This window comes from Polynucleobacter sp. es-EL-1 (genome assembly GCF_018687975.1).
Lineage (GTDB): Bacteria > Pseudomonadota > Gammaproteobacteria > Burkholderiales > Burkholderiaceae > Polynucleobacter.
This window is the reverse complement of sequence record NZ_CP061310.1, coordinates 920,456-937,392: the sequence shown is the minus strand read 5'-3', so window position 1 is coordinate 937,392 and position 16,937 is coordinate 920,456. Positions and strand designations below refer to the sequence as shown.

The following is a 16,937-nucleotide window of genomic DNA, read 5'->3' as shown; positions in this document are numbered from 1 at the left end:
GCGCTCTATACATCTAGGATGAGCAACTCACTGCTACAGGGTTTAAATCGGGTGAGGGCGGTAAAGCATAGATACCGCACTCCAATTGCTCATCATATGGCCTGGAGAGGATTTGCAAAAGCTTAGTCACCTCGGAGAAGTCGTCGCCTTGCGCTTTTTCGATAGCGGCTTGGGCTAGATGATTTCTGAGTATATATTTTGGATTGACTTGATCCATGGCCAATTTTCTTGCGGCATCATCTAGTGCCTCAATCTGAAGGCGCGCTAGATAATCCTGAAACCAACTATCAATTCCATCTCGATCCAGAAAATCATTCCTCAGAGCAATGTCCTTAGGTGACATACTCTTTGGAATGCAGCTCAATGAACGAAAGAAGCTTGTGAAATCTATTCTTGAATCATGCATTGCTTGAAGCAATCTTTCAATCAGCTCAATATCGCCATCTTGTTCAGCAAAGAAGCCTAATTTATGACGAAATAAGTGTTGCCATTGACTGGCGTATTCAATCGGAAAGTCTTCAAGAGCGCTTCTTAGAAGTGCCTGAGCATCCTCAGCAGAATAATCTAATTCAACCAGTGGGAGCATGGCGCTAGCTAAGCAAGCCATATTCCAATGCATGATCTGTGGCTGTCGATGATAAGCATATCTACCAGCATGATCACTATGGTTGCAGATGTGATCAATTTCAAAATGATCTACAAATCCAAAAGGACCATAATCAATTGTGAGTCCTAGTGCACTAATGTTGTCACTATTTAGTACGCCATGACAAAAACCAACACTTTGCCACTTAGCGACTAGTTGCGCGTTTTTAAGCGAGATGGCTTTAAATAAACTTAAGTATTGATCCTGGTTCTTGGCACATTCTGGATAAAAATGGGTAAGCAGTAAATCAGCAAGTTCTTTTAAGCGAACTATATTCTGCGTAGCTGCAAAGTGCTCAAAATGACCGATTCTGATAAAGCTGGGAGCAATCCGTGAGCATATGGCTGCAGTTTCCATCGTTTCTCTGCGTATGGGCTGCTTAGATCCAACTATAGCCAGTGCTCGACTAGTTGGAATGCCTAATGCATGCATGGCTTCGCTACAAAGGAACTCTCTAATGGAAGAGCGCAGGACGGCTCTGCCATCACCCATTCTGGAATATGGTGTTCTTCCCGCCCCCTTGAGCTGAAGTTCCTGACCGTGAATATCGCCCAGCAAAATAGCGCGTCCGTCACCAAGCTGACCGGCCCATACCCCAAACTGATGGCCGCTATAGACGGTAGCAAGTGGGTCTGAGAATTGGATGCTATCTACTGATAATGTATTACCTGCCAATAGTTGCAGCCATTGCGGGTCCTGTGGCATTCCTGCGTCATTGAGTCTTAAGCCAATCAAATCTGCAGCACTTCGGGAAAGTGCTACCCAATAGGGGGCGGGCAGGGGAGACGGTGAGATAACGGAACAAACGTCATTACCGCGCATAGTAAATGGCATTTTTGTATTCTATGAGGAATTCACATCTATCGCAGAACCCTCTAAAATGACCCTATGACAAATAAAGTAACGCTCAATCCAGCTACTCAGCTAGCTAACCTCGGTGAAGAACTTAATGTTCCTTTCTTAAAGCTCTTGGGAGTGCGCTGCCTCAGTGCTGAGATGGGCAAAGGTGAAATCCTTTTGGCTCTCAAGCCTGAGCACACCAATACCTGGGATGTGGCCCATGGCGGTGTTTTGCTCACTCTGATGGATGTAGCAATGGCGGTAGCCGCTCGCTCTGGTGATCCTGATGATCGCAGTGTTGTTACTGTTGAGATGAAGAATAATTTTATGCAAGCTGCCAATGGCATTTTGCGCGTTAAGGCAGATACAGTCAGAAGAACTGCCACCATGGCTTTTTGTGAAGCAAAACTCTATAACGATCAAGGTGAGATTTGCTGCATGGCAACTGGTACCTTCCAATACCTCAAGCGCTTAGCAACTAAAAATGCAGATGGTGAGCGTGTGATTAAACCCGATGGGCGACAGCGTTAATTCAGATCAAGCGGGAAGATTTGATCCTGGGCTAGTACTCAAAGCGCCTGTGACAACATCATGGCCAACTGTGCCATTGGCATCAAAGCGTCTTTCGACCATTTCAAATTGACCATCTTTACGTACTCTGAGTATCGTACTTGATCGTGTTCCGTAAGAAGGTGTTCTGATAAATGCTGCTGAGAGTGCTTTTTCCCAGTCTTTATTGACACCGGTATTAGGCAACTCTTGCGGATTCGCCTCATGCGTATCTGCTAAGACACGTAAATAATGATCGGCATTCTTTAGTTCGCCACTATCCATCGCTAAGGCTTGAGCAAAAGCGGCAACACGGTGATTCACCTTGGGCCATGGAGTGTCAAGCATTGCATTGGATAAACCATATACGCCAGCATCAAGTGCAGTCTTGGGGAATACTTTTCTAGGGCGAATATTTTGTCCCATCATGAGACGATTGCTTACCCAATGCATTTGGGCATTATTGGGATCACTTAAATCAGCCATCAGCAAATTAAAACCGTTGTACTGGTCAAATCGTTTGGCATGTTCATCAATAAAAGCCCCGGGCTGATGATCTCCAGCAAGATAACGCAATGCAAGCTCGCCACGTGTTCTAGCATCAGGATTTTTTTCGCTAGGAGCTCTCACATTGGTCAGCGCTGCAAAACGACCTGTTTTAGTAAAGCCTAACCATGTGCCTGGGCTACCCAAAACATCTGCACGATCTCTACCTGCAAGAATATGTGGGTACTCTGGCCACCATGCGATACCCTCAGTATTCCTCTCATAGAATTCATCACGATTAGCAGCAACTACCAAGGGGTAGTCAGGGTGTGATTTCCAGGCGAAAAGAATGAGACACATAATAGATTGGAAGGATCTTAGATTTCAATCAGAGGATAGGGCAGCGATTCAATTTGTAACGTAGGGCCGTTAGGGCTTCCTAGATGAATTTCGCCTGCCTCCAAGGCCTCCAGCTTGCATTCAAGCTGGAAATTGATTCTTGATCGATCGTACGCATCTTGTGCGGCTAACACAACCATTCCACAGGGTTGATTGCTGTCACTGGAATGAAACAGCTCGCAAGCAGGCTTTGCCATACTTGAGGCTTGCGCAGTATTCTCACAATTGGCTAATTGCAGGCGCCGCTTTACTGCACCCCGGTACTGACTTCGGGCTACTATTTCTTGGCCTGGGTAGCAACCCTTCTTGAAGTCGACACCAGCAACAGACTCAAAATTGATCATTTGCGGCACAAATTGTTCTTGGGTGGCCATAACAATCCGAGGAATCGCGCTCAATATTTCTAGGGTATTCCAATACGCCAGACACTGAGAATCTGCATCACTATTTGGAATGGTATTTTTAGGGTACGCAATTAAAGTGCGCTCAAATGATTTGTCTGCAGCAAGTACAGAAGGAAGTTGGAGAGCAAAGCTGTCCTTTTGTTGAGTCTGCACTGAATCCAATGGAAGGCTTGTATAGGCCCCACATACATCCCAATCATTGGAGGCATCGATCACCTTGACTTTAGAGCGTAAGACATACATCGAGAGTCTCTTAGCAATAGTGGCCGCAATATCTCTTGATATAAATAAGGCAAAGCGGTCTTCAGATTCTGCAGATTGAGGGAAAAGTCCAAGCCAAGCGCTAGCTAATAGGCGTCCTTTAGGGTTGCAATAACCTACTAAACGGACATCATGTCCATGGGCTATTTCACCAGCAATAGTGCGTTTTAAGCCTAATACTGAATTACTCAGCTGACTTTGCAGCAAAGTAGCCGCATCCGGTCCTTCAACCAGGATGAGGCCCCACTCTGAGAGGGGGGCTAAGCCCTGAGTAGAAGCGGCTGTGGAGGAGGGTATTTGAGCTGAATTTGTCATGAGCTTTTATCATAGCCTGATGCACAAAAACTTTCAGAAAAGAAATCTATTTGTTGGCAAGGGCAAAGAGAGGCCCTGGTACCGATATTTGATATGGGTGGCTTTCTGTATTGGCGTTTTTTACAGCATGCTTTTTCTTTGGCCAGTTGTCCCGTCGGCTTCAAATGATGGAGATGTAAACCCCACTAGCTATAAGGCCAAGATCGCTCCCCAATCAGGCATATCGGCCATCTCCCGACAACTCTCAGAACAGGGTATCTCTAGCAATAGATTCATTGTGCAAATGGCCGCTAGGGCACTGTTTGTTAGTACAAAACTCAAGCCCGGAACTTACTTATTTCCGCTCCGAGCCAGTCTTGGAAGTATTTTGCTGCAAATGGCGAGGGGTGACCGAGTACGTGAGAGCATCACGATTATTCCTGGCATGACCATCTGGCAAGTAAGAAACCTCGTCGATAAGCATCCATCCCTCATTCATCAAACCAAAGGTTTGAGCTCCAAAGAGCTATTGCAGATGCTCAATCTTACTTATCCTAATGATGAAGGCCTATTTTTTCCAGATACCTATATTTTTGATCCAGATGATGCTGATATTGCAATCTATCGGCGTGCGTCCCAGGCGATGCAAAAACAGCTTTCTCAGGCATGGGGGAGTAGACCTCAAGGAACGCCTCTAAAAACCCCATATGAGCTGTTAACACTTGCCTCCATTATTGAGAAAGAAACTGGGCGTGCAAGTGAGAGGCCATTGGTAGCTGCAGTATTTATTAATCGACTTAATTTACAGATGCCCTTACAGACTGATCCCACTGTAATCTATGGAATTGGGCCCCAATTTGATGGAAATTTGAGAAAAGCCGACTTGCGTAAAGACAGTCCCTACAATACCTATATGCGTAAAGGTTTGCCTCCCACTCCAATAGCTATGCCCAGCAAAGAATCACTCTTTGCGGCAGTTAATCCAGCTCAAACCAACGCGATTTATTTTGTAGCGCGTGGTGATGGAAGTAGTCATTTTTCTAGGACTCTAAAAGAGCATGAGAGCGCAGTAGATCAATATCAGCGTAAACGCAAGCCATCCAATCAACCTTCTTCTCAGTAAGCATCATGAACACATTATTCCCAGGTTATTTCATTAGCTTTGAAGGTATTGATGGAGCTGGCAAAAGTACCCACATTGATGCTTTTAGCAAGCTGATGCAAGAACGCTACTCCGATCGAGAAGTTGTTGTTACTCGTGAGCCTGGTGGCACTCCATTGGGTGAAAAATTACGCGCACTATTACTTGAGGCGCCAATGAATTTAGAAACCGAGGCATTGTTGATGTTTGCCGCACGTCGCGAGCATATTGCCCAGGTTATTGAACCTGCCTTGCGGCTGGGCAAGATTGTCATCTCCGATCGTTTTACGGATGCAAGCTTTGCTTACCAGGGTGGCGGTAGAGGACTTAGCCTCGCTAAGTTAGATGATTTAGAACGGTGGGTACAGGAAACTTCAGATGGACACCTGCTTCAGCCCAACATCACCTTTTTATTTGATTTACCAGGCGAGATCGCTCAGGCACGAAGATCCAAAGTGCGTGTACCTGATAAATTTGAACAAATGGATTTAGGCTTCTTTGAAAAAGTTCGCCAAGAATATTTGCGTCGAGCTAAAGCGGATCCTAGTCGATTTTATCTTGTGGATGCCACCCAAACTCCTGAGCAAATTTGGTCCGAACTTCAAGCTCTCAAGATCAAACTCTAAATGAGCATTACTTCATTCGATCAGATTCAATCAAAGACAATTGCCCCTTGGTTAGAACCCATTTGGAATGCAATCGATTTAGGTTCATTGCCAAATGCAGTGTTGATTCATGGCCAATCAGGCATTGGTAAGTTTCAATTTTCGATCGAGTTAGCGAAAGCGCTATTGTGTGAGGGCAGCTCTAATCAAGCTAAGCCTTGCAATCATTGCGAGGCCTGTCATTGGTTTTCTTCAGGCAATCACCCTGACTTTATTGCCTTAGTTCCAGAGACGCATCGCAAGCTTTTGCCTCATGGTGACTTGGATGTAGATACTGACTCTCCGAAAAAGGCCAAAAAAAATCTGGACGATAGCGATGCAGATTCTGGCGATAAAAAAGAGAAAAAAAATATCTCCATCGAGGAGACGCGAAGTGCAATTGAAGGGCTATCAATAGGCTCGCACCGAGGTGGTAATCGCGTTATCTTGATTTATCCCCTTGAAATGCTGCGTTCTGATGCGGCCAACACACTGCTCAAATCCTTGGAAGAGCCACCTAGCAACACAATCTTTATTTTGCTGGCAGATCGCCTTGATCGCGTTCTTCCCACCATTCGCTCTCGCTGCCGTTTGATTGCAGCACCAAGGCCTGATCGCCAGACGGGTTTGCAATGGCTTGAGGAGCAAGTTAAAGCCATTCCAGAATTAAAAACTAAAAGTGCTGATGTGGAGTCTATCTATGATGAGCAGGGCGGGGCGCCTTATGCTGTTTTAGAATCACTAATCGCTCGCCATCATCAAGATGATAAAGATGAGCTATCGATTTCAATCGCAGCATCACGTCACTTATTACAATCCTTAGCGCAAGGAAGCAATATCCAATGGCTTGATGCAGCTGAGAAAATTCAAAAAGCTAAATACTCAGTCATACTAGCAACCATGCAGCGCTGGATTTCGGATCTGCAAAGTGTGACTCAGTCAGGTTACCCTCGCTTTTATCCAAAGCATGAAGCGCAGATGAGAACTCTTGCTGCGCAGATTCGCTTACCTAAGTTACTCCGTCTTTGGAAAGCCTTAACGCTTGCAAGGCGTCATGAAAATCATCCATTAGCCACCCGAATTCAGCTAGAAGCACTGCTTTCCCAATACCAACAGGTATTTGAAGACTAAAATAGAGGTCTATGTTTATAGACTCACATTGCCATCTCGATTTCCCTGAATTTCAAGCCCGTTTGCCAGAGGTTTTGGCCAATATGGCTGCCTGCAAAGTGAGTCATGCATTGTGCGTTTCTGTCGATATCCCAGATTATCCAAAGGTGCGTCAGTTGGCTGAGGAGCATTCGCATCTTTATGCGTCGGTTGGCGTTCACCCGGATTATGAAGATACCCCTGAGCCTTCGCTTGAGTTTTTGCTTGCTGAGGCCAAACATCCCAAGATTATTGCGATCGGGGAAACTGGCCTGGATTACTACCGCATGGGTGATCGCAGTTATGACTCAATGGAATGGCAAAGAGAACGTTTTAGAACCCATATTCGGGCTGCAATTGCCTCTGGGAAGCCGCTGATCATCCATACACGCTCAGCTTCTGAAGATACCCTCAGAATTCTCAAAGAGGAGGGTGCAGATCAAGTTGGCGGGGTGATGCATTGCTTTACTGAAAGCACTGCAGTTGCAAAAGCGGCCATGGAAATGGGCTTCTTCATCTCATTTTCAGGGATTGTGACCTTTAAGAGCGCCAAGGACCTTCAAGAAACTTGCAAGCAAGTTCCCCTGGATCGCATGCTGATAGAGACTGATTCGCCGTATTTGGCACCCATTCCTTATCGCGGCAAAACAAATGAACCCGCGTGGGTATCCAAAGTTGGTGAGTTTGTAGCTAATCTCAAAGGAGTCTCAGTTGAGGAGCTTGCTAATAAGACAAGTTCTAATTTTTTCCAATGTTTTCAATTAAATAGAGCAATATAATGAGAAGTTCACTTAAGTTAAAACGTCTTGTCTTATGCACCTTGATGGCTGCTAATAGTATTGTTTTTGCCCAAACAGCTAGCCAAATTGATGATTTCACTAAGGCAGCTAAGTTTGATGATGTTTCTGAAATTCAGGATTTACTCAAGGCAGGTGTTAACCCAAATGCGATTGATCCAAAGGGCAATCCAATGCTCATTGTGGCTATTCGCGATAAGTCCATGAAAGTAATTGATTTTTTGCTAGCTAACCCAGCGATAAATCCCAATTTAGCCAATAAGAGCGGTGAAACTCCACTCATGATGGCCTCTATTGAGGGTGAGCTTCCAGTGGTTAAAACCTTAGTCTTGGACAAGAAGGTAGACGTCAATAAGACCGGTTGGACACCATTGCATTACGCTTGCTCAACCGGAAAGCTTGAAGTGGCTCAATTTCTGGTTGCCAATGGCGCCAAAGTCAATGCGCTCAGTCCGAGTGAAACAACCCCATTAATGATGGCTGTGAGCTCCGGAAACGATGAGCTCATTAAGTTTTTGCTAGATAAAGGTGCGGATCTTAAGATGCGTAATCATGAAGGCTATACGGCAATTGATGTTGCAGAGTTATTTAGTAAAGACGACATCCGTGATGGCTTAAAGTCACGCTGGGAAAAGGTCTACAAACAGCCATATCCTGGTGGCCCAATAAAGACTCCTACCTAATCACCATATATGCTTACTGCGTATAATCATTATTATGTCAAATAAGAAATAAATCTAGAAACTCTTGGTAACGACAATGACATTTACTGACTTATTAGAAAGGCTTCCAGGCCTAAACTCCCTTCCCAGTCTTGGCACTCTCTTTGCTGAGATTAATGCGGATGTAGGCAATAGCGATATTGTATTTTTGCTAGTTCTGGCTTGTTTGATGCTGACTATTCATGGAGTCGCCGTTTTAGTGATAGCAGGCATCTTTCACTGGGTTGATAACAAGTTAGAAAACAAGCAGGTTTATGGTGCTAACTTTTTATCGTACTTCATCGCCATATTATTGATAGTCGGCATACATCTTCTAGAAATCATTGCTTGGGCCTATATCTGCATTGGCTTGCAAGTTTTTCCAACTAACCTCCAGACTCTCTATTTTGCTGGAGAGATGTATACCACCGTTGGTTTCGGAGATTACACACTGGTTGAGCGCTGGAAAATCATTCCCATCATCATTTCATTTAGTGGAATATTTGCGGTATCACTCTCTGGCGCCGCTCTTTACACGATGATGGGCGCCTTACTAGGAAAGCCTCAAAACCCCAAATCAGGTTCGGGGTTTTAGGCCGATCAGTTAGTCAATTAGCTTAGAGCGGTCAATAGGCGCTCTTTGCTTAAAGACTAACTCCAGCACCCGTCCATTTGATTCTAGTGAGCGCATTCTGCCGGGTAGCCAATCCAAATCTTTTGCTAACCAAATATCGACTTGTCGTTTATAGGGGCTGCTTTCGCGCTGCATCAATGCATAGTGGCGATTGATTGACTTACCAAGGCTCGGTATATCCTCTGAGTCGTTTTCACCGTAGCTTTTAAATTGCCACATCTCCAAGGTATCGTAATCGACTACCGGAATGCCGCGAATCGACCCTGCCTCATCAATTTTGTCACTGCCATTGAGCAGCGATGCCAATTGAAACATCAGGCTAAATCGATCTTGCGTACCAGGAATAATTTCTGGAGTGTGATCAGGCTTTTCTGAGAAAAACATTTTTCCACCACCCTGACCATCGCGATCGAATCGAGAATATCTTGGCGGCTTATCACCGCGCTTAGTCCAGTAAATTGCTGGAGCAATTCCATAAGCATCGACTGAGCCACGGGATTCAAATACAAAAGGGCCTACGACTGCATAAGGGATATTGATATAAAGACGATATTGATTGCCTTCTGTAATCCAATCAAGTTGTGCCGTTTGGTAAAGCTGCCCATCTACATAAGCATCAAAATAATATGTGCCAGATTCAGGCAATTGAAAAGCTTGACCTGATTGATCTCCAAGACCACCCTGCTTTCCTTTGCCATCGCCGTCACCATCGGGCAATGGATCCGCTGAGATTGCATTGGCACTCTTGGGTTGTGCGCGTTTCTTAGGAGCACTAGAGAGCTGAATTTTCTGCGGCGGCTCCACACGTAAATCTGTTTTGATAATGAGATCTTCCGATATTGGTGGCGCACTACTAAACGAAAGAAACGGTAACCCGAAAAATAAAATCAGGTGCCCCAATATTGAGATAAAAATAGCTGCTAAGAGAATCCATAAAGATGTTCTCCGGCCAGCAGAATTGAAGTGAGATGCAAATGCAGTCAAGAAAAGACTAGCTCTGTATAAAGTCCATTACTGCAGGTAGATGGTCAGCATAGTCGGCAATGCCATGATCACTACCTTCTAGCACCAGTTGTTTTGCACCTTTGTAAAAGGCCACCATTTCTTTCCAGTCTAGTAGTTCATCACCTTTGGCAGCAATTAAAAAATAGCGCTGGGGATCGGAGATTTTCTCTACTTGTAGCGCTCGTAATTCATCGATGTACTGAGCTTTAAAGTCAAAGGGCTTATCGCTATCGTATTCAGTCATCATGCCAACATGGGGTTCTAACTCGCGGGCTGCATATACCGCTGGATTCAGAGCAATTCCTTTGCACTGATATTTCTCAGCTAAATAGTTAGTGTAAAAGCCACCTAGGGACGAACCAATAATGATGATGTTATCTGCATCAGATTGATCGATATGGCTTGTCACCATGTCCATGCTTTGCTTTGGAGATGCTAATAACTGCGGACAATACCATTCGTAAGAATGATCTTTGCTAGTAAGCGCACTTATGGCCTCCCCCGTCATCACTGCTTTTGAGGAACGCGGTGATGAGCGAAAGCCGTGTAAATAGACTAGTAAAGTTTTGCTCATCTCCTACCCCTTATTCCCCATCTCAAAGTTCGCTAGCTTCTCTAGGGCTTTGACCATGGCAGAGTGATCCCAGGCTTTGCCACCATGGGCACTGCAGGCATTAAAGAGTTCTTGAGCCGTAGCGGTATTGGGTAGTGATACGCCCAAGGCTTTAGCACTACTGAGTGCCAGACTTAAATCCTTTTGATGCAGCTCAATCCTAAAGCCAGGATCAAAGGTGCGATTGATCATGCGCTCACCATGCACTTCGAGTATCTTGGAGCTAGCAAAGCCGCCCATCAGGGCTTGCCTTACTTTGGCTGGATCAGCCCCTGCTTTAGCAGCAAAGACTAAGGCTTCGGCAACCGCTTCAATATTGAGCGCGACGATGATTTGATTGGCTACCTTGGTAATTTGACCAGCGCCATTGGCGCCAACTAAGGTAATGTTCTTGCCCATGAGTTCAAAAATGGGTTTGACCTTAGCAAAGGTCGCCTCACTAGCGCCCACCATGATGGTGAGGCTCGCTGCCTTTGCCCCTACTTGGCCACCGGAGACGGGAGCATCGACATACTCACAGCCTAGCGCATTAATCCGCTTCGCAAACTCTTGGGTGCTAATCGGGGAGATTGAGCTCATATCAACGACGATCTTGCCAGCGCTCAAGCCTTGGGCAATGCCTTGATCCCCAAAGAGGACTTTTTCCACATCAGGGGTATCCGGCAGCATGGTGATGATGATGTCAGCTTGGCGCGCTACTTCTGCTGGGCTAGCGCAGACAATCGCTGCACTATTGGCTAGCTCTGGGGGTACTTGGCTACGGGTATTGACATACACCTCATGGCCGCTAGCGACTAAATGGCCTGCCATTGGGGCGCCCATAATGCCTAGTCCTACAAAACCCAGTTTGAGCTTACTCATGGTGTCTTCCTTGATTGTTGTTATTGGTGTACTGGCTGCTTGTGCAGCGCCTAGTTAGCCATCATCTTACGGTATTTAGGCGTTGGCTTGGTCGTAAGGGCCCATCCAAGACAGGCCTGCTTCTGTGGTTTTGAGGGGCTTGTACTCACAACCAATATAGCCCTCATAACCGAGGCGATCGAGAAGCTCAAACAGGTAGGGGTAATGGATCTCCCCGGTACCAGGTTCATGGCGCCCAGGGTTATCAGCTAACTGGATATGGCCAATCCGGTCCAAATACTGCTCAATCGTTTTACCCAACTCCCCTTCCATGCGCTGGGCATGGTAGATGTCGTATTGCAAGTAGGCATTGTGAGCACCGACGGCATCTAACAGTGCAATGCCTTGGGCGGTCTTATTGAGATAAAACCCCGGGATATCAAAGGTATTGATCGGCTCAATCAGGAGTTTAAGGCCGACTTTATTGAGCTCGCTAGCTGCGTATTGCAAGTTGCCGACCAAGGTATCGTGGACTAACTGGGGATTGGCGCCTGCCGGGGTAATACCCGCTAGGCAGTTGAGCTGGGGAACCCCCAAAATCTGGGCGTACTCAATGGCTTTAGCTACCCCTAAGCGAAACTCAGCTACCCGATCAGGATGACAAGCAATCCCTCTCTCACCGGCTTCCCAATTACCGGCTGGTAAGTTATGCAAGACCAGTTTGAGGGCATTTTGATCTAAAGCGCTCTTAATATCAGCAGCAGCAAAAGCATAGGGAAAGAGAAACTCTACTGCCTGAAAGCCGCCTAACTTAGCAAGCGCAAAGCGCTCTAAGAAAGGCTGCTCATTAAACAGCATAGTGAGATTAGCAGCAAAGCGCGGCATGGGGGTCCTTGAAGAAATTTAAAAATCCATTTGATCTTAACAAAGATGATGACGAGCCACACGCGCACTAAACAGCGTTCCGCAAGGCGACATGAAAGCAGATTTAGGCAAAAAATACGCTAATATGATCATAGAAATAGTCATTAATAAGGAAAGTTATGAAAATGAAGTTCATCCCCCTCACCTTAGTTGCTTGCGCCCTACTTACTGGCCCCGCTATTAGCATGGCTCAGTCTGATGGATCTAAGCCAATGGTTATCGATGCTGCTGTAACGGATACCGTGTATCAGTTATATGAAGGCACTGTTACTAAGATCGATAAAAAATCACGCACCATTTATTTTAAAAATAATGAAGGTGAATCTAAATTTATAGCTGGTCCAGAAATTAAGAATTTTGACCAAATTAAAAAAGGCGATCGCTTAAATGTGAATTATGAGCTAGCAATGGCTATTGAGCTCATCAAAACGAAGAGTGATGGCATTCGCAGCAAGGTTGAAACTGCCTCCGAAACTACTTCCAAGCCAGGTGAAAAGCCTACCCGCTTGATTTCCAATACAACAACAATCATCGCTGATATCGTTGCTGTTGATCGTGCTAAGAAGCTGGTATCTGTAAAAGGGCCTAGCGGAAAAGTAACTACTGTCACTGTTAAAAATCCACAGTTACTAGCAGATGTAAATGTCGGCGAGCAGGTTAAAGTGGTGTATTACGATGCCATGGCTGCATCGATTACCACTCCTAAGAAGAAGTAATTTGTTGTAGAGGCAAGGATTGAATTTGAGAATTTATTTTTATTTAAGCCTTGCCTTCATCACCCTGCTATCGGGCTGCGCCAATACTACGAGGCCAGGTGCAGTAGGAGTTAATAGATCCCAATTTATGATGATCTCTTCAGCAGAAGTAGATCGCCTTTCTGCAATCAGTTACAACGAGCAGAACCAAAAAGCCAAACAGAAAAATGTCCTAGTAACATCCGGCCCCACTTATGATCGCTTGAAATTCATTGCGAATCGCTTGATTCCGCAAACCGAAGCATTTCGGGATGACACTAAGCAATGGGATTGGCGACTGAGTTTAATAGATGCCCCAGTATTAAATGCCACTTGCGCACCGGGTGGCAAGATTACTTTTTACACCGGTATTATTGAGGAGCTCAAGCTCAATGACGATGAAATCGCCGCCATCATGGGTCATGAGATTGCGCATGCACTCAGAGAGCATGGTAGAGAACGCGTATCTCAAGCCATGGCGCAAAATCTTGCAGTAAATGTAGCCATGGCTGCTGCCGGAGGCTATGGCTCAGCTGTAAGCGCCGCCAATCAGATGGCGCACTATGTTTTCGTATTACCCAACTCTAGAGAAAATGAATCTGAGGCTGATGCGATTGGGCTTGAGCTAGCAGCACGTGCTGGATATAACCCAATGGGCGCTATCACGGTTTGGCAAAAAATGATTAAGGCCACTAAAGGTCAAAGCTCCCCAGAGTTTTTATCAACCCACCCTTCTGGTGAAACGAGAATCGAGCAGTTGACAGCATTAATGCCTGCGGTTGAGCCCCTTTATAAGGCCGCTCCAAAGCCTCCTCAAAGTAATCAAAAGAAGATGTAATACTGGGGTCGAGTACATTTAAGCGTAAGAGATTGATTCTGTTTCAACAAATTGCGCTACATATTAAGGGGTAAGTCTTGGAAAAACTAACAGCTCGGCAGCGTTATGTCATTGCTAGCATCGTGTTATGTGCATTAATGGCAGGACCCTTTATCGTTCTGGGTGCGTATGCCTGGTTCGAAGGAGTTGAGGAACACCGTACTATCTTTCTACAATATTTTCAGCAACTTTTCCCTCTTGGAGTTGCCCTCACCTTGGGCGCATTAATCTTGGGTTTTGTGGTTCTCAATCGACTGTTTAATACTTATGTCACTGGTATTGCCGCTACCTCAGAGCGCTTAAAAGTCATGCTCAGTAGTAATCGAGAGTTACGACTTGAACTTCAAGGGCCACCAGAGTTGCGTGAAGTTATTCGTGCCATGAATCGCTTGGCTGATCAACGGGATCACAAGATTGATGAGATTGAAGCGAAAATTAAAGAGCAGATTTCTCTTTATCAATCACTCTGCGATAGATCTGCAGATGCTTCACTGCTAGATAGACCATTGGCTAGCCTGATTTACACCGCGTTTGATACTGAAACAACAGGCTTGCAACCAAGTCATGGTGATGAAATTATTCAGATTGGCGCACTCAAAGTTTCTAATGGAAGTATTCATACAGATGAGACCTTTGAAGCTCTCATTGACCCAAGACGCTCAATTTCTGCTGAGAGCATCAAAATTCATGGAATAACCCAGGCGGAGGTTGAAGGCAAACCTACGATTGATCAAGTATTACCCAGTTTTTATCAGTTTTGTGAAGGCAGCGTTTTGCTTGGTCATAACGTTGCATTTGATATGCGGTTTCTACAATTAAAAGAGCAATCAACCCACATTATCTTTAAGCAACCCGTTATTGATACGCTCTTGCTTTCGGCAGTAGCCTACCCAAATCAGCCGCTGCATAGTCTTGAATCTAGTATGGCGCTCTTAGGGGTACAAATTGAGCATCGTCACAATGCCTGCTCTGATGCAGTCGCTACCGCACAAGTATTTTTAAAGTTAGTTCCCCTGCTTGAAGAACGCGGCATTATTACGCTTGGACAGGCTATTGAGGCGTCAAAGAAAACAACTTACGCAAGACTCTCTTACTAAGCGAAAGAGGAAATAAAAAAGGACCCCAAAGGGCCCTTAATTACTGTAATTGGCGGAGCGGACGGGACTCGAACCCGCGACCCTCGGCGTGACAGGCCGATATTCTAACCAACTGAACTACCGCTCCAATACAACGAGTGCTACTTGTGTCACTTACTGCTACTACCCACAACTAGCCAAAATATTTGGCGTCCCCAGGGGGATTCGAACCCCCGTACTCACCGTGAAAGGGTGATGTCCTAGGCCTCTAGACGATGGGGACCTGGACTACAACTAATACCGCTATTCTAAATGCTTGGTGGAGATAAGCGGGATCGAACCGCTGACCTCTTGCATGCCATGCAAGCGCTCTCCCAGCTGAGCTATACCCCCGTAATCTCGCAATAAAACCACAAGACATTCAAAACAATCCAAGATTTTATCCTATTTTTGTGCAGACGCGCAAATTCTGGATTAGACGACCTTGGAGAGCCGTTTTACTACCTCTTCTTTCCCTAAAACCACCATTACCGCATCGATGGCTGGGGTCTGAGTTGTCGAAAATAAAGCATAGCGAACTGGCATAGCCAATGCTGGCATTTTAATCTCATGCTTGGCTAAAACCTCTTTAAAAGCCGCTCCATAAGCCGCCTTTGAATGCTCGGCAGATTGCAGGGCTGAAATTAAATCCTTTAATGCCGGAACAATTTCTTGCGGAATATTGGCTGCAATTTGCTCTGGGCTATGGGTAGGTGCTCGCAAGTAAAACAGCTTTGCACCTTCGGCAATTTCAAGCAAGGTATTGGCGCGATCTTTAAGCAATGCCACCACCTGAACAAAATCAGGACCCTGCTCTGTATCGATTCCTAACTCATGGGCAAATGGTTTTGTAGACTGGGCTAAGTGCACCGGATCTGCTTGTTGAATATATTGATGATTGAGCCACAGAAGTTTTTCTGGATTGTGCTGCGCTGGCGATCTGCCCAAGCTATCGAGATCAAACCAATTGACAAACTGTTCCTTGGTAAACACTTCAGCATCACCATGAGACCAGCCTAAGCGAGCTAAGTAATTTAGGATGGCTTCGGGCAAGTACCCTGCTTTTTGATAATCGCGCACGCTCATTGCCCCATTACGCTTACTCATCTTCTCACCAGAGTCATTTAAGACTGTTGGTAAATGCGCATAGACCGGAGGTGTGCCGCCTAAAGCCCTCATGATATTGATTTGACGTGGAGTATTGTTGACGTGATCATCGCCACGAATCACGTGAGTGATTTTCATATCTAGATCATCGACCACCACGCAAAAGTTGTAAGTAGGAGTTCCATCAGGCCGAGCAATCACTAAATCATCGAGCTCATCATTGCTAATTTCAATTTGACCCTTGACAGCATCTTGCCAAATCACAGAGCCACCAATCGGGTTTTTAAAGCGAATCACAGGCAAAACGCCTTCTGGAATTGCTGGCAGGGTTTTGCCAGGCTCTGGACGCCACAAGCCGTTATAGCGCGGCTTTTCTTTTTTAGCCATCTGCTGATCACGTAGCTTGTTAAGCTCTTCTTCGCTCATATAACAAGGATAAGCAAGGCCACTATCGAGCATTTGTTTGATAACCTCACGGTAGCGATCAATGCGCTGCATTTGATAGATTGGGCCCTCATCTAGATCCAAACCAAGCCAAGCCATACCTTCAATAATCACATCTACCGCCTCCTGGGTAGAACGCTCTAGATCGGTATCCTCGATGCGCAATATAAAGTCACCCTGATTGTGGCGAGCAAAAGCCCAAGGATAAAGAGCGCTGCGAAGGTTGCCCAAATGGATAAAGCCCGTGGGACTGGGGGCGAAACGTGTACGTATATGCATAAATAGCATTATCTCAGGTTGGACTTTGTACTCACAAAATAGCGGCTTTACTTA

The 16,937-nt window shown here is 45.6% G+C and carries 18 protein-coding genes and 3 tRNA genes; 10 read left to right on the top strand and 11 right to left on the bottom strand.

The features are described from left to right. Nucleotides 1-13 precede the first annotated feature (13 nt). Complete coding sequence (locus FD974_RS04740; protein WP_215366380.1) at nucleotides 14-1,480, bottom strand: YdiU family protein; 1,467 nt, start codon at nucleotides 1,478-1,480, stop codon at nucleotides 14-16. A gap of 54 nt (nucleotides 1,481-1,534) precedes the next feature. Between FD974_RS04740 and FD974_RS04735 the strand changes: the two genes are divergently transcribed. Further along, a complete protein-coding gene (locus FD974_RS04735; RefSeq protein ID WP_215366377.1) occupies nucleotides 1,535-2,017 on the top strand; it encodes a PaaI family thioesterase in 483 nt (160 codons plus the stop codon). Between the two features lie 6 nt (nucleotides 2,018-2,023). Here the strand turns inward: FD974_RS04735 and FD974_RS04730 are convergent, their stop codons facing one another. After that, on the bottom strand, nucleotides 2,024-2,881 hold the full coding sequence (locus FD974_RS04730; protein WP_215366372.1) for an NRDE family protein: 858 nt from the start codon (nucleotides 2,879-2,881) through the stop codon (nucleotides 2,024-2,026). 17 nt (nucleotides 2,882-2,898) lie between these two features. Then, nucleotides 2,899-3,900 (bottom strand): folate-binding protein YgfZ, encoded by a 1,002-nt coding sequence (locus FD974_RS04725; protein WP_215366369.1) that lies wholly within the window; start codon nucleotides 3,898-3,900, stop codon nucleotides 2,899-2,901. Between the two features lie 127 nt (nucleotides 3,901-4,027). On the opposite strand from FD974_RS04725, the gene mltG reads away from it, so the two are divergent. The 6 genes from mltG to FD974_RS04695 all read left to right on the top strand — a co-directional run bounded on the left by mltG (nucleotide 4,028) and on the right by FD974_RS04695 (nucleotide 8,906). Continuing rightward, nucleotides 4,028-5,002 (top strand): endolytic transglycosylase MltG, encoded by a 975-nt coding sequence (gene mltG / locus FD974_RS04720; protein WP_251374670.1) that lies wholly within the window; start codon nucleotides 4,028-4,030, stop codon nucleotides 5,000-5,002. 5 nt (nucleotides 5,003-5,007) lie between these two features. After that, nucleotides 5,008-5,646 carry a dTMP kinase gene (tmk, locus tag FD974_RS04715; protein WP_215366363.1) on the top strand — a complete coding sequence of 213 codons (639 nt, stop codon included), beginning with the start codon at nucleotides 5,008-5,010 and terminating at the stop codon, nucleotides 5,644-5,646. Continuing rightward, the gene (locus FD974_RS04710) at nucleotides 5,647-6,795 is read left to right on the top strand and encodes a DNA polymerase III subunit delta' (protein WP_215366359.1); all 1,149 of its coding nucleotides are present in this window, start codon (nucleotides 5,647-5,649) and stop codon (nucleotides 6,793-6,795) included. 11 nt (nucleotides 6,796-6,806) lie between these two features. Then, nucleotides 6,807-7,592: a TatD family hydrolase gene (locus tag FD974_RS04705; RefSeq protein ID WP_215366356.1), complete on the top strand. Its 786-nt coding sequence runs from the start codon at nucleotides 6,807-6,809 to the stop codon at nucleotides 7,590-7,592. Further along, complete coding sequence (locus FD974_RS04700) at nucleotides 7,592-8,293, top strand: ankyrin repeat domain-containing protein (RefSeq protein WP_215366353.1); 702 nt, start codon at nucleotides 7,592-7,594, stop codon at nucleotides 8,291-8,293. The genes FD974_RS04705 and FD974_RS04700 overlap by 1 nt, the downstream gene beginning before the upstream one ends. A 76-nt stretch (nucleotides 8,294-8,369) precedes the next feature. Next, nucleotides 8,370-8,906 carry an ion channel gene (locus FD974_RS04695; RefSeq protein WP_215366350.1) on the top strand — a complete coding sequence of 179 codons (537 nt, stop codon included), beginning with the start codon at nucleotides 8,370-8,372 and terminating at the stop codon, nucleotides 8,904-8,906. Between the two features lie 9 nt (nucleotides 8,907-8,915). On the opposite strand, the gene FD974_RS04690 is transcribed toward FD974_RS04695, so the two are convergent. From FD974_RS04690 to hyi, 4 genes are all read right to left on the bottom strand, one after another. Continuing rightward, the gene (locus FD974_RS04690) at nucleotides 8,916-9,929 is read right to left on the bottom strand and encodes a DUF3108 domain-containing protein (RefSeq protein WP_215366347.1); all 1,014 of its coding nucleotides are present in this window, start codon (nucleotides 9,927-9,929) and stop codon (nucleotides 8,916-8,918) included. 7 nt (nucleotides 9,930-9,936) lie between these two features. After that, entirely contained in the window at nucleotides 9,937-10,524 is a 588-nt protein-coding gene (locus FD974_RS04685; protein WP_215366344.1) for a YqiA/YcfP family alpha/beta fold hydrolase, read from the bottom strand. 3 nt (nucleotides 10,525-10,527) lie between these two features. Continuing rightward, complete coding sequence (locus FD974_RS04680) at nucleotides 10,528-11,424, bottom strand: 2-hydroxy-3-oxopropionate reductase (protein ID WP_215364032.1); 897 nt, start codon at nucleotides 11,422-11,424, stop codon at nucleotides 10,528-10,530. Nucleotides 11,425-11,499: 75 nt separating this feature from the next. Beyond that, the gene (hyi, locus tag FD974_RS04675; protein ID WP_215366341.1) at nucleotides 11,500-12,288 is read right to left on the bottom strand and encodes a hydroxypyruvate isomerase; all 789 of its coding nucleotides are present in this window, start codon (nucleotides 12,286-12,288) and stop codon (nucleotides 11,500-11,502) included. A gap of 158 nt (nucleotides 12,289-12,446) precedes the next feature. Here hyi and FD974_RS04670 point away from each other — a divergent pair, with 158 nt between their 5' ends. From FD974_RS04670 to FD974_RS04660, 3 genes are all read left to right on the top strand, one after another. Beyond that, nucleotides 12,447-13,043 carry a hypothetical protein gene (locus FD974_RS04670; protein ID WP_215366339.1) on the top strand — a complete coding sequence of 199 codons (597 nt, stop codon included), beginning with the start codon at nucleotides 12,447-12,449 and terminating at the stop codon, nucleotides 13,041-13,043. 127 nt (nucleotides 13,044-13,170) lie between these two features. Continuing rightward, a complete protein-coding gene (locus FD974_RS04665) occupies nucleotides 13,171-13,899 on the top strand; it encodes a M48 family metallopeptidase (RefSeq protein WP_215366336.1) in 729 nt (242 codons plus the stop codon). Nucleotides 13,900-13,976: 77 nt separating this feature from the next. Further along, nucleotides 13,977-15,035, top strand: coding sequence for a PolC-type DNA polymerase III (locus tag FD974_RS04660; RefSeq protein ID WP_215366333.1), 1,059 nt, complete (start codon nucleotides 13,977-13,979; stop codon nucleotides 15,033-15,035). A gap of 50 nt (nucleotides 15,036-15,085) precedes the next feature. Here FD974_RS04660 and FD974_RS04655 read toward each other — a convergent pair. From FD974_RS04655 to gltX, 4 genes are all read right to left on the bottom strand, one after another. After that, nucleotides 15,086-15,162 (bottom strand) — tRNA-Asp (locus tag FD974_RS04655). A gap of 59 nt (nucleotides 15,163-15,221) precedes the next feature. Beyond that, nucleotides 15,222-15,297 (bottom strand) — tRNA-Glu (locus FD974_RS04650). A 34-nt stretch (nucleotides 15,298-15,331) separates the two neighbouring features. Further along, nucleotides 15,332-15,407: transfer RNA gene (locus tag FD974_RS04645), tRNA-Ala, on the bottom strand. A gap of 81 nt (nucleotides 15,408-15,488) precedes the next feature. Next, on the bottom strand, nucleotides 15,489-16,892 hold the full coding sequence (gene gltX, locus FD974_RS04640) for a glutamate--tRNA ligase (RefSeq protein WP_215366329.1): 1,404 nt from the start codon (nucleotides 16,890-16,892) through the stop codon (nucleotides 15,489-15,491). Nucleotides 16,893-16,937 lie beyond the last annotated feature (45 nt).

Coding starts and splice junctions, on each gene's coding strand:
- FD974_RS04740 (WP_215366380.1), bottom strand. CDS start 1,480: ATGCCATTTACTATGCGCGGTAATGACGTTTGTTCCGTTATCTCACCG.
- FD974_RS04735 (WP_215366377.1), top strand. CDS start 1,535: ATGACAAATAAAGTAACGCTCAATCCAGCTACTCAGCTAGCTAACCTC.
- FD974_RS04730 (WP_215366372.1), bottom strand. CDS start 2,881: ATGTGTCTCATTCTTTTCGCCTGGAAATCACACCCTGACTACCCCTTG.
- FD974_RS04725 (WP_215366369.1), bottom strand. CDS start 3,900: ATGACAAATTCAGCTCAAATACCCTCCTCCACAGCCGCTTCTACTCAG.
- mltG (WP_251374670.1), top strand. CDS start 4,028: ATGCTTTTTCTTTGGCCAGTTGTCCCGTCGGCTTCAAATGATGGAGAT.
- tmk (WP_215366363.1), top strand. CDS start 5,008: ATGAACACATTATTCCCAGGTTATTTCATTAGCTTTGAAGGTATTGAT.
- FD974_RS04710 (WP_215366359.1), top strand. CDS start 5,647: ATGAGCATTACTTCATTCGATCAGATTCAATCAAAGACAATTGCCCCT.
- FD974_RS04705 (WP_215366356.1), top strand. CDS start 6,807: ATGTTTATAGACTCACATTGCCATCTCGATTTCCCTGAATTTCAAGCC.
- FD974_RS04700 (WP_215366353.1), top strand. CDS start 7,592: ATGAGAAGTTCACTTAAGTTAAAACGTCTTGTCTTATGCACCTTGATG.
- FD974_RS04695 (WP_215366350.1), top strand. CDS start 8,370: ATGACATTTACTGACTTATTAGAAAGGCTTCCAGGCCTAAACTCCCTT.
- FD974_RS04685 (WP_215366344.1), bottom strand. CDS start 10,524: ATGAGCAAAACTTTACTAGTCTATTTACACGGCTTTCGCTCATCACCG.
- FD974_RS04680 (WP_215364032.1), bottom strand. CDS start 11,424: ATGAGTAAGCTCAAACTGGGTTTTGTAGGACTAGGCATTATGGGCGCC.
- hyi (WP_215366341.1), bottom strand. CDS start 12,288: ATGCCGCGCTTTGCTGCTAATCTCACTATGCTGTTTAATGAGCAGCCT.
- FD974_RS04670 (WP_215366339.1), top strand. CDS start 12,447: ATGAAAATGAAGTTCATCCCCCTCACCTTAGTTGCTTGCGCCCTACTT.
- FD974_RS04665 (WP_215366336.1), top strand. CDS start 13,171: ATGATGATCTCTTCAGCAGAAGTAGATCGCCTTTCTGCAATCAGTTAC.
- gltX (WP_215366329.1), bottom strand. CDS start 16,892: ATGCTATTTATGCATATACGTACACGTTTCGCCCCCAGTCCCACGGGC.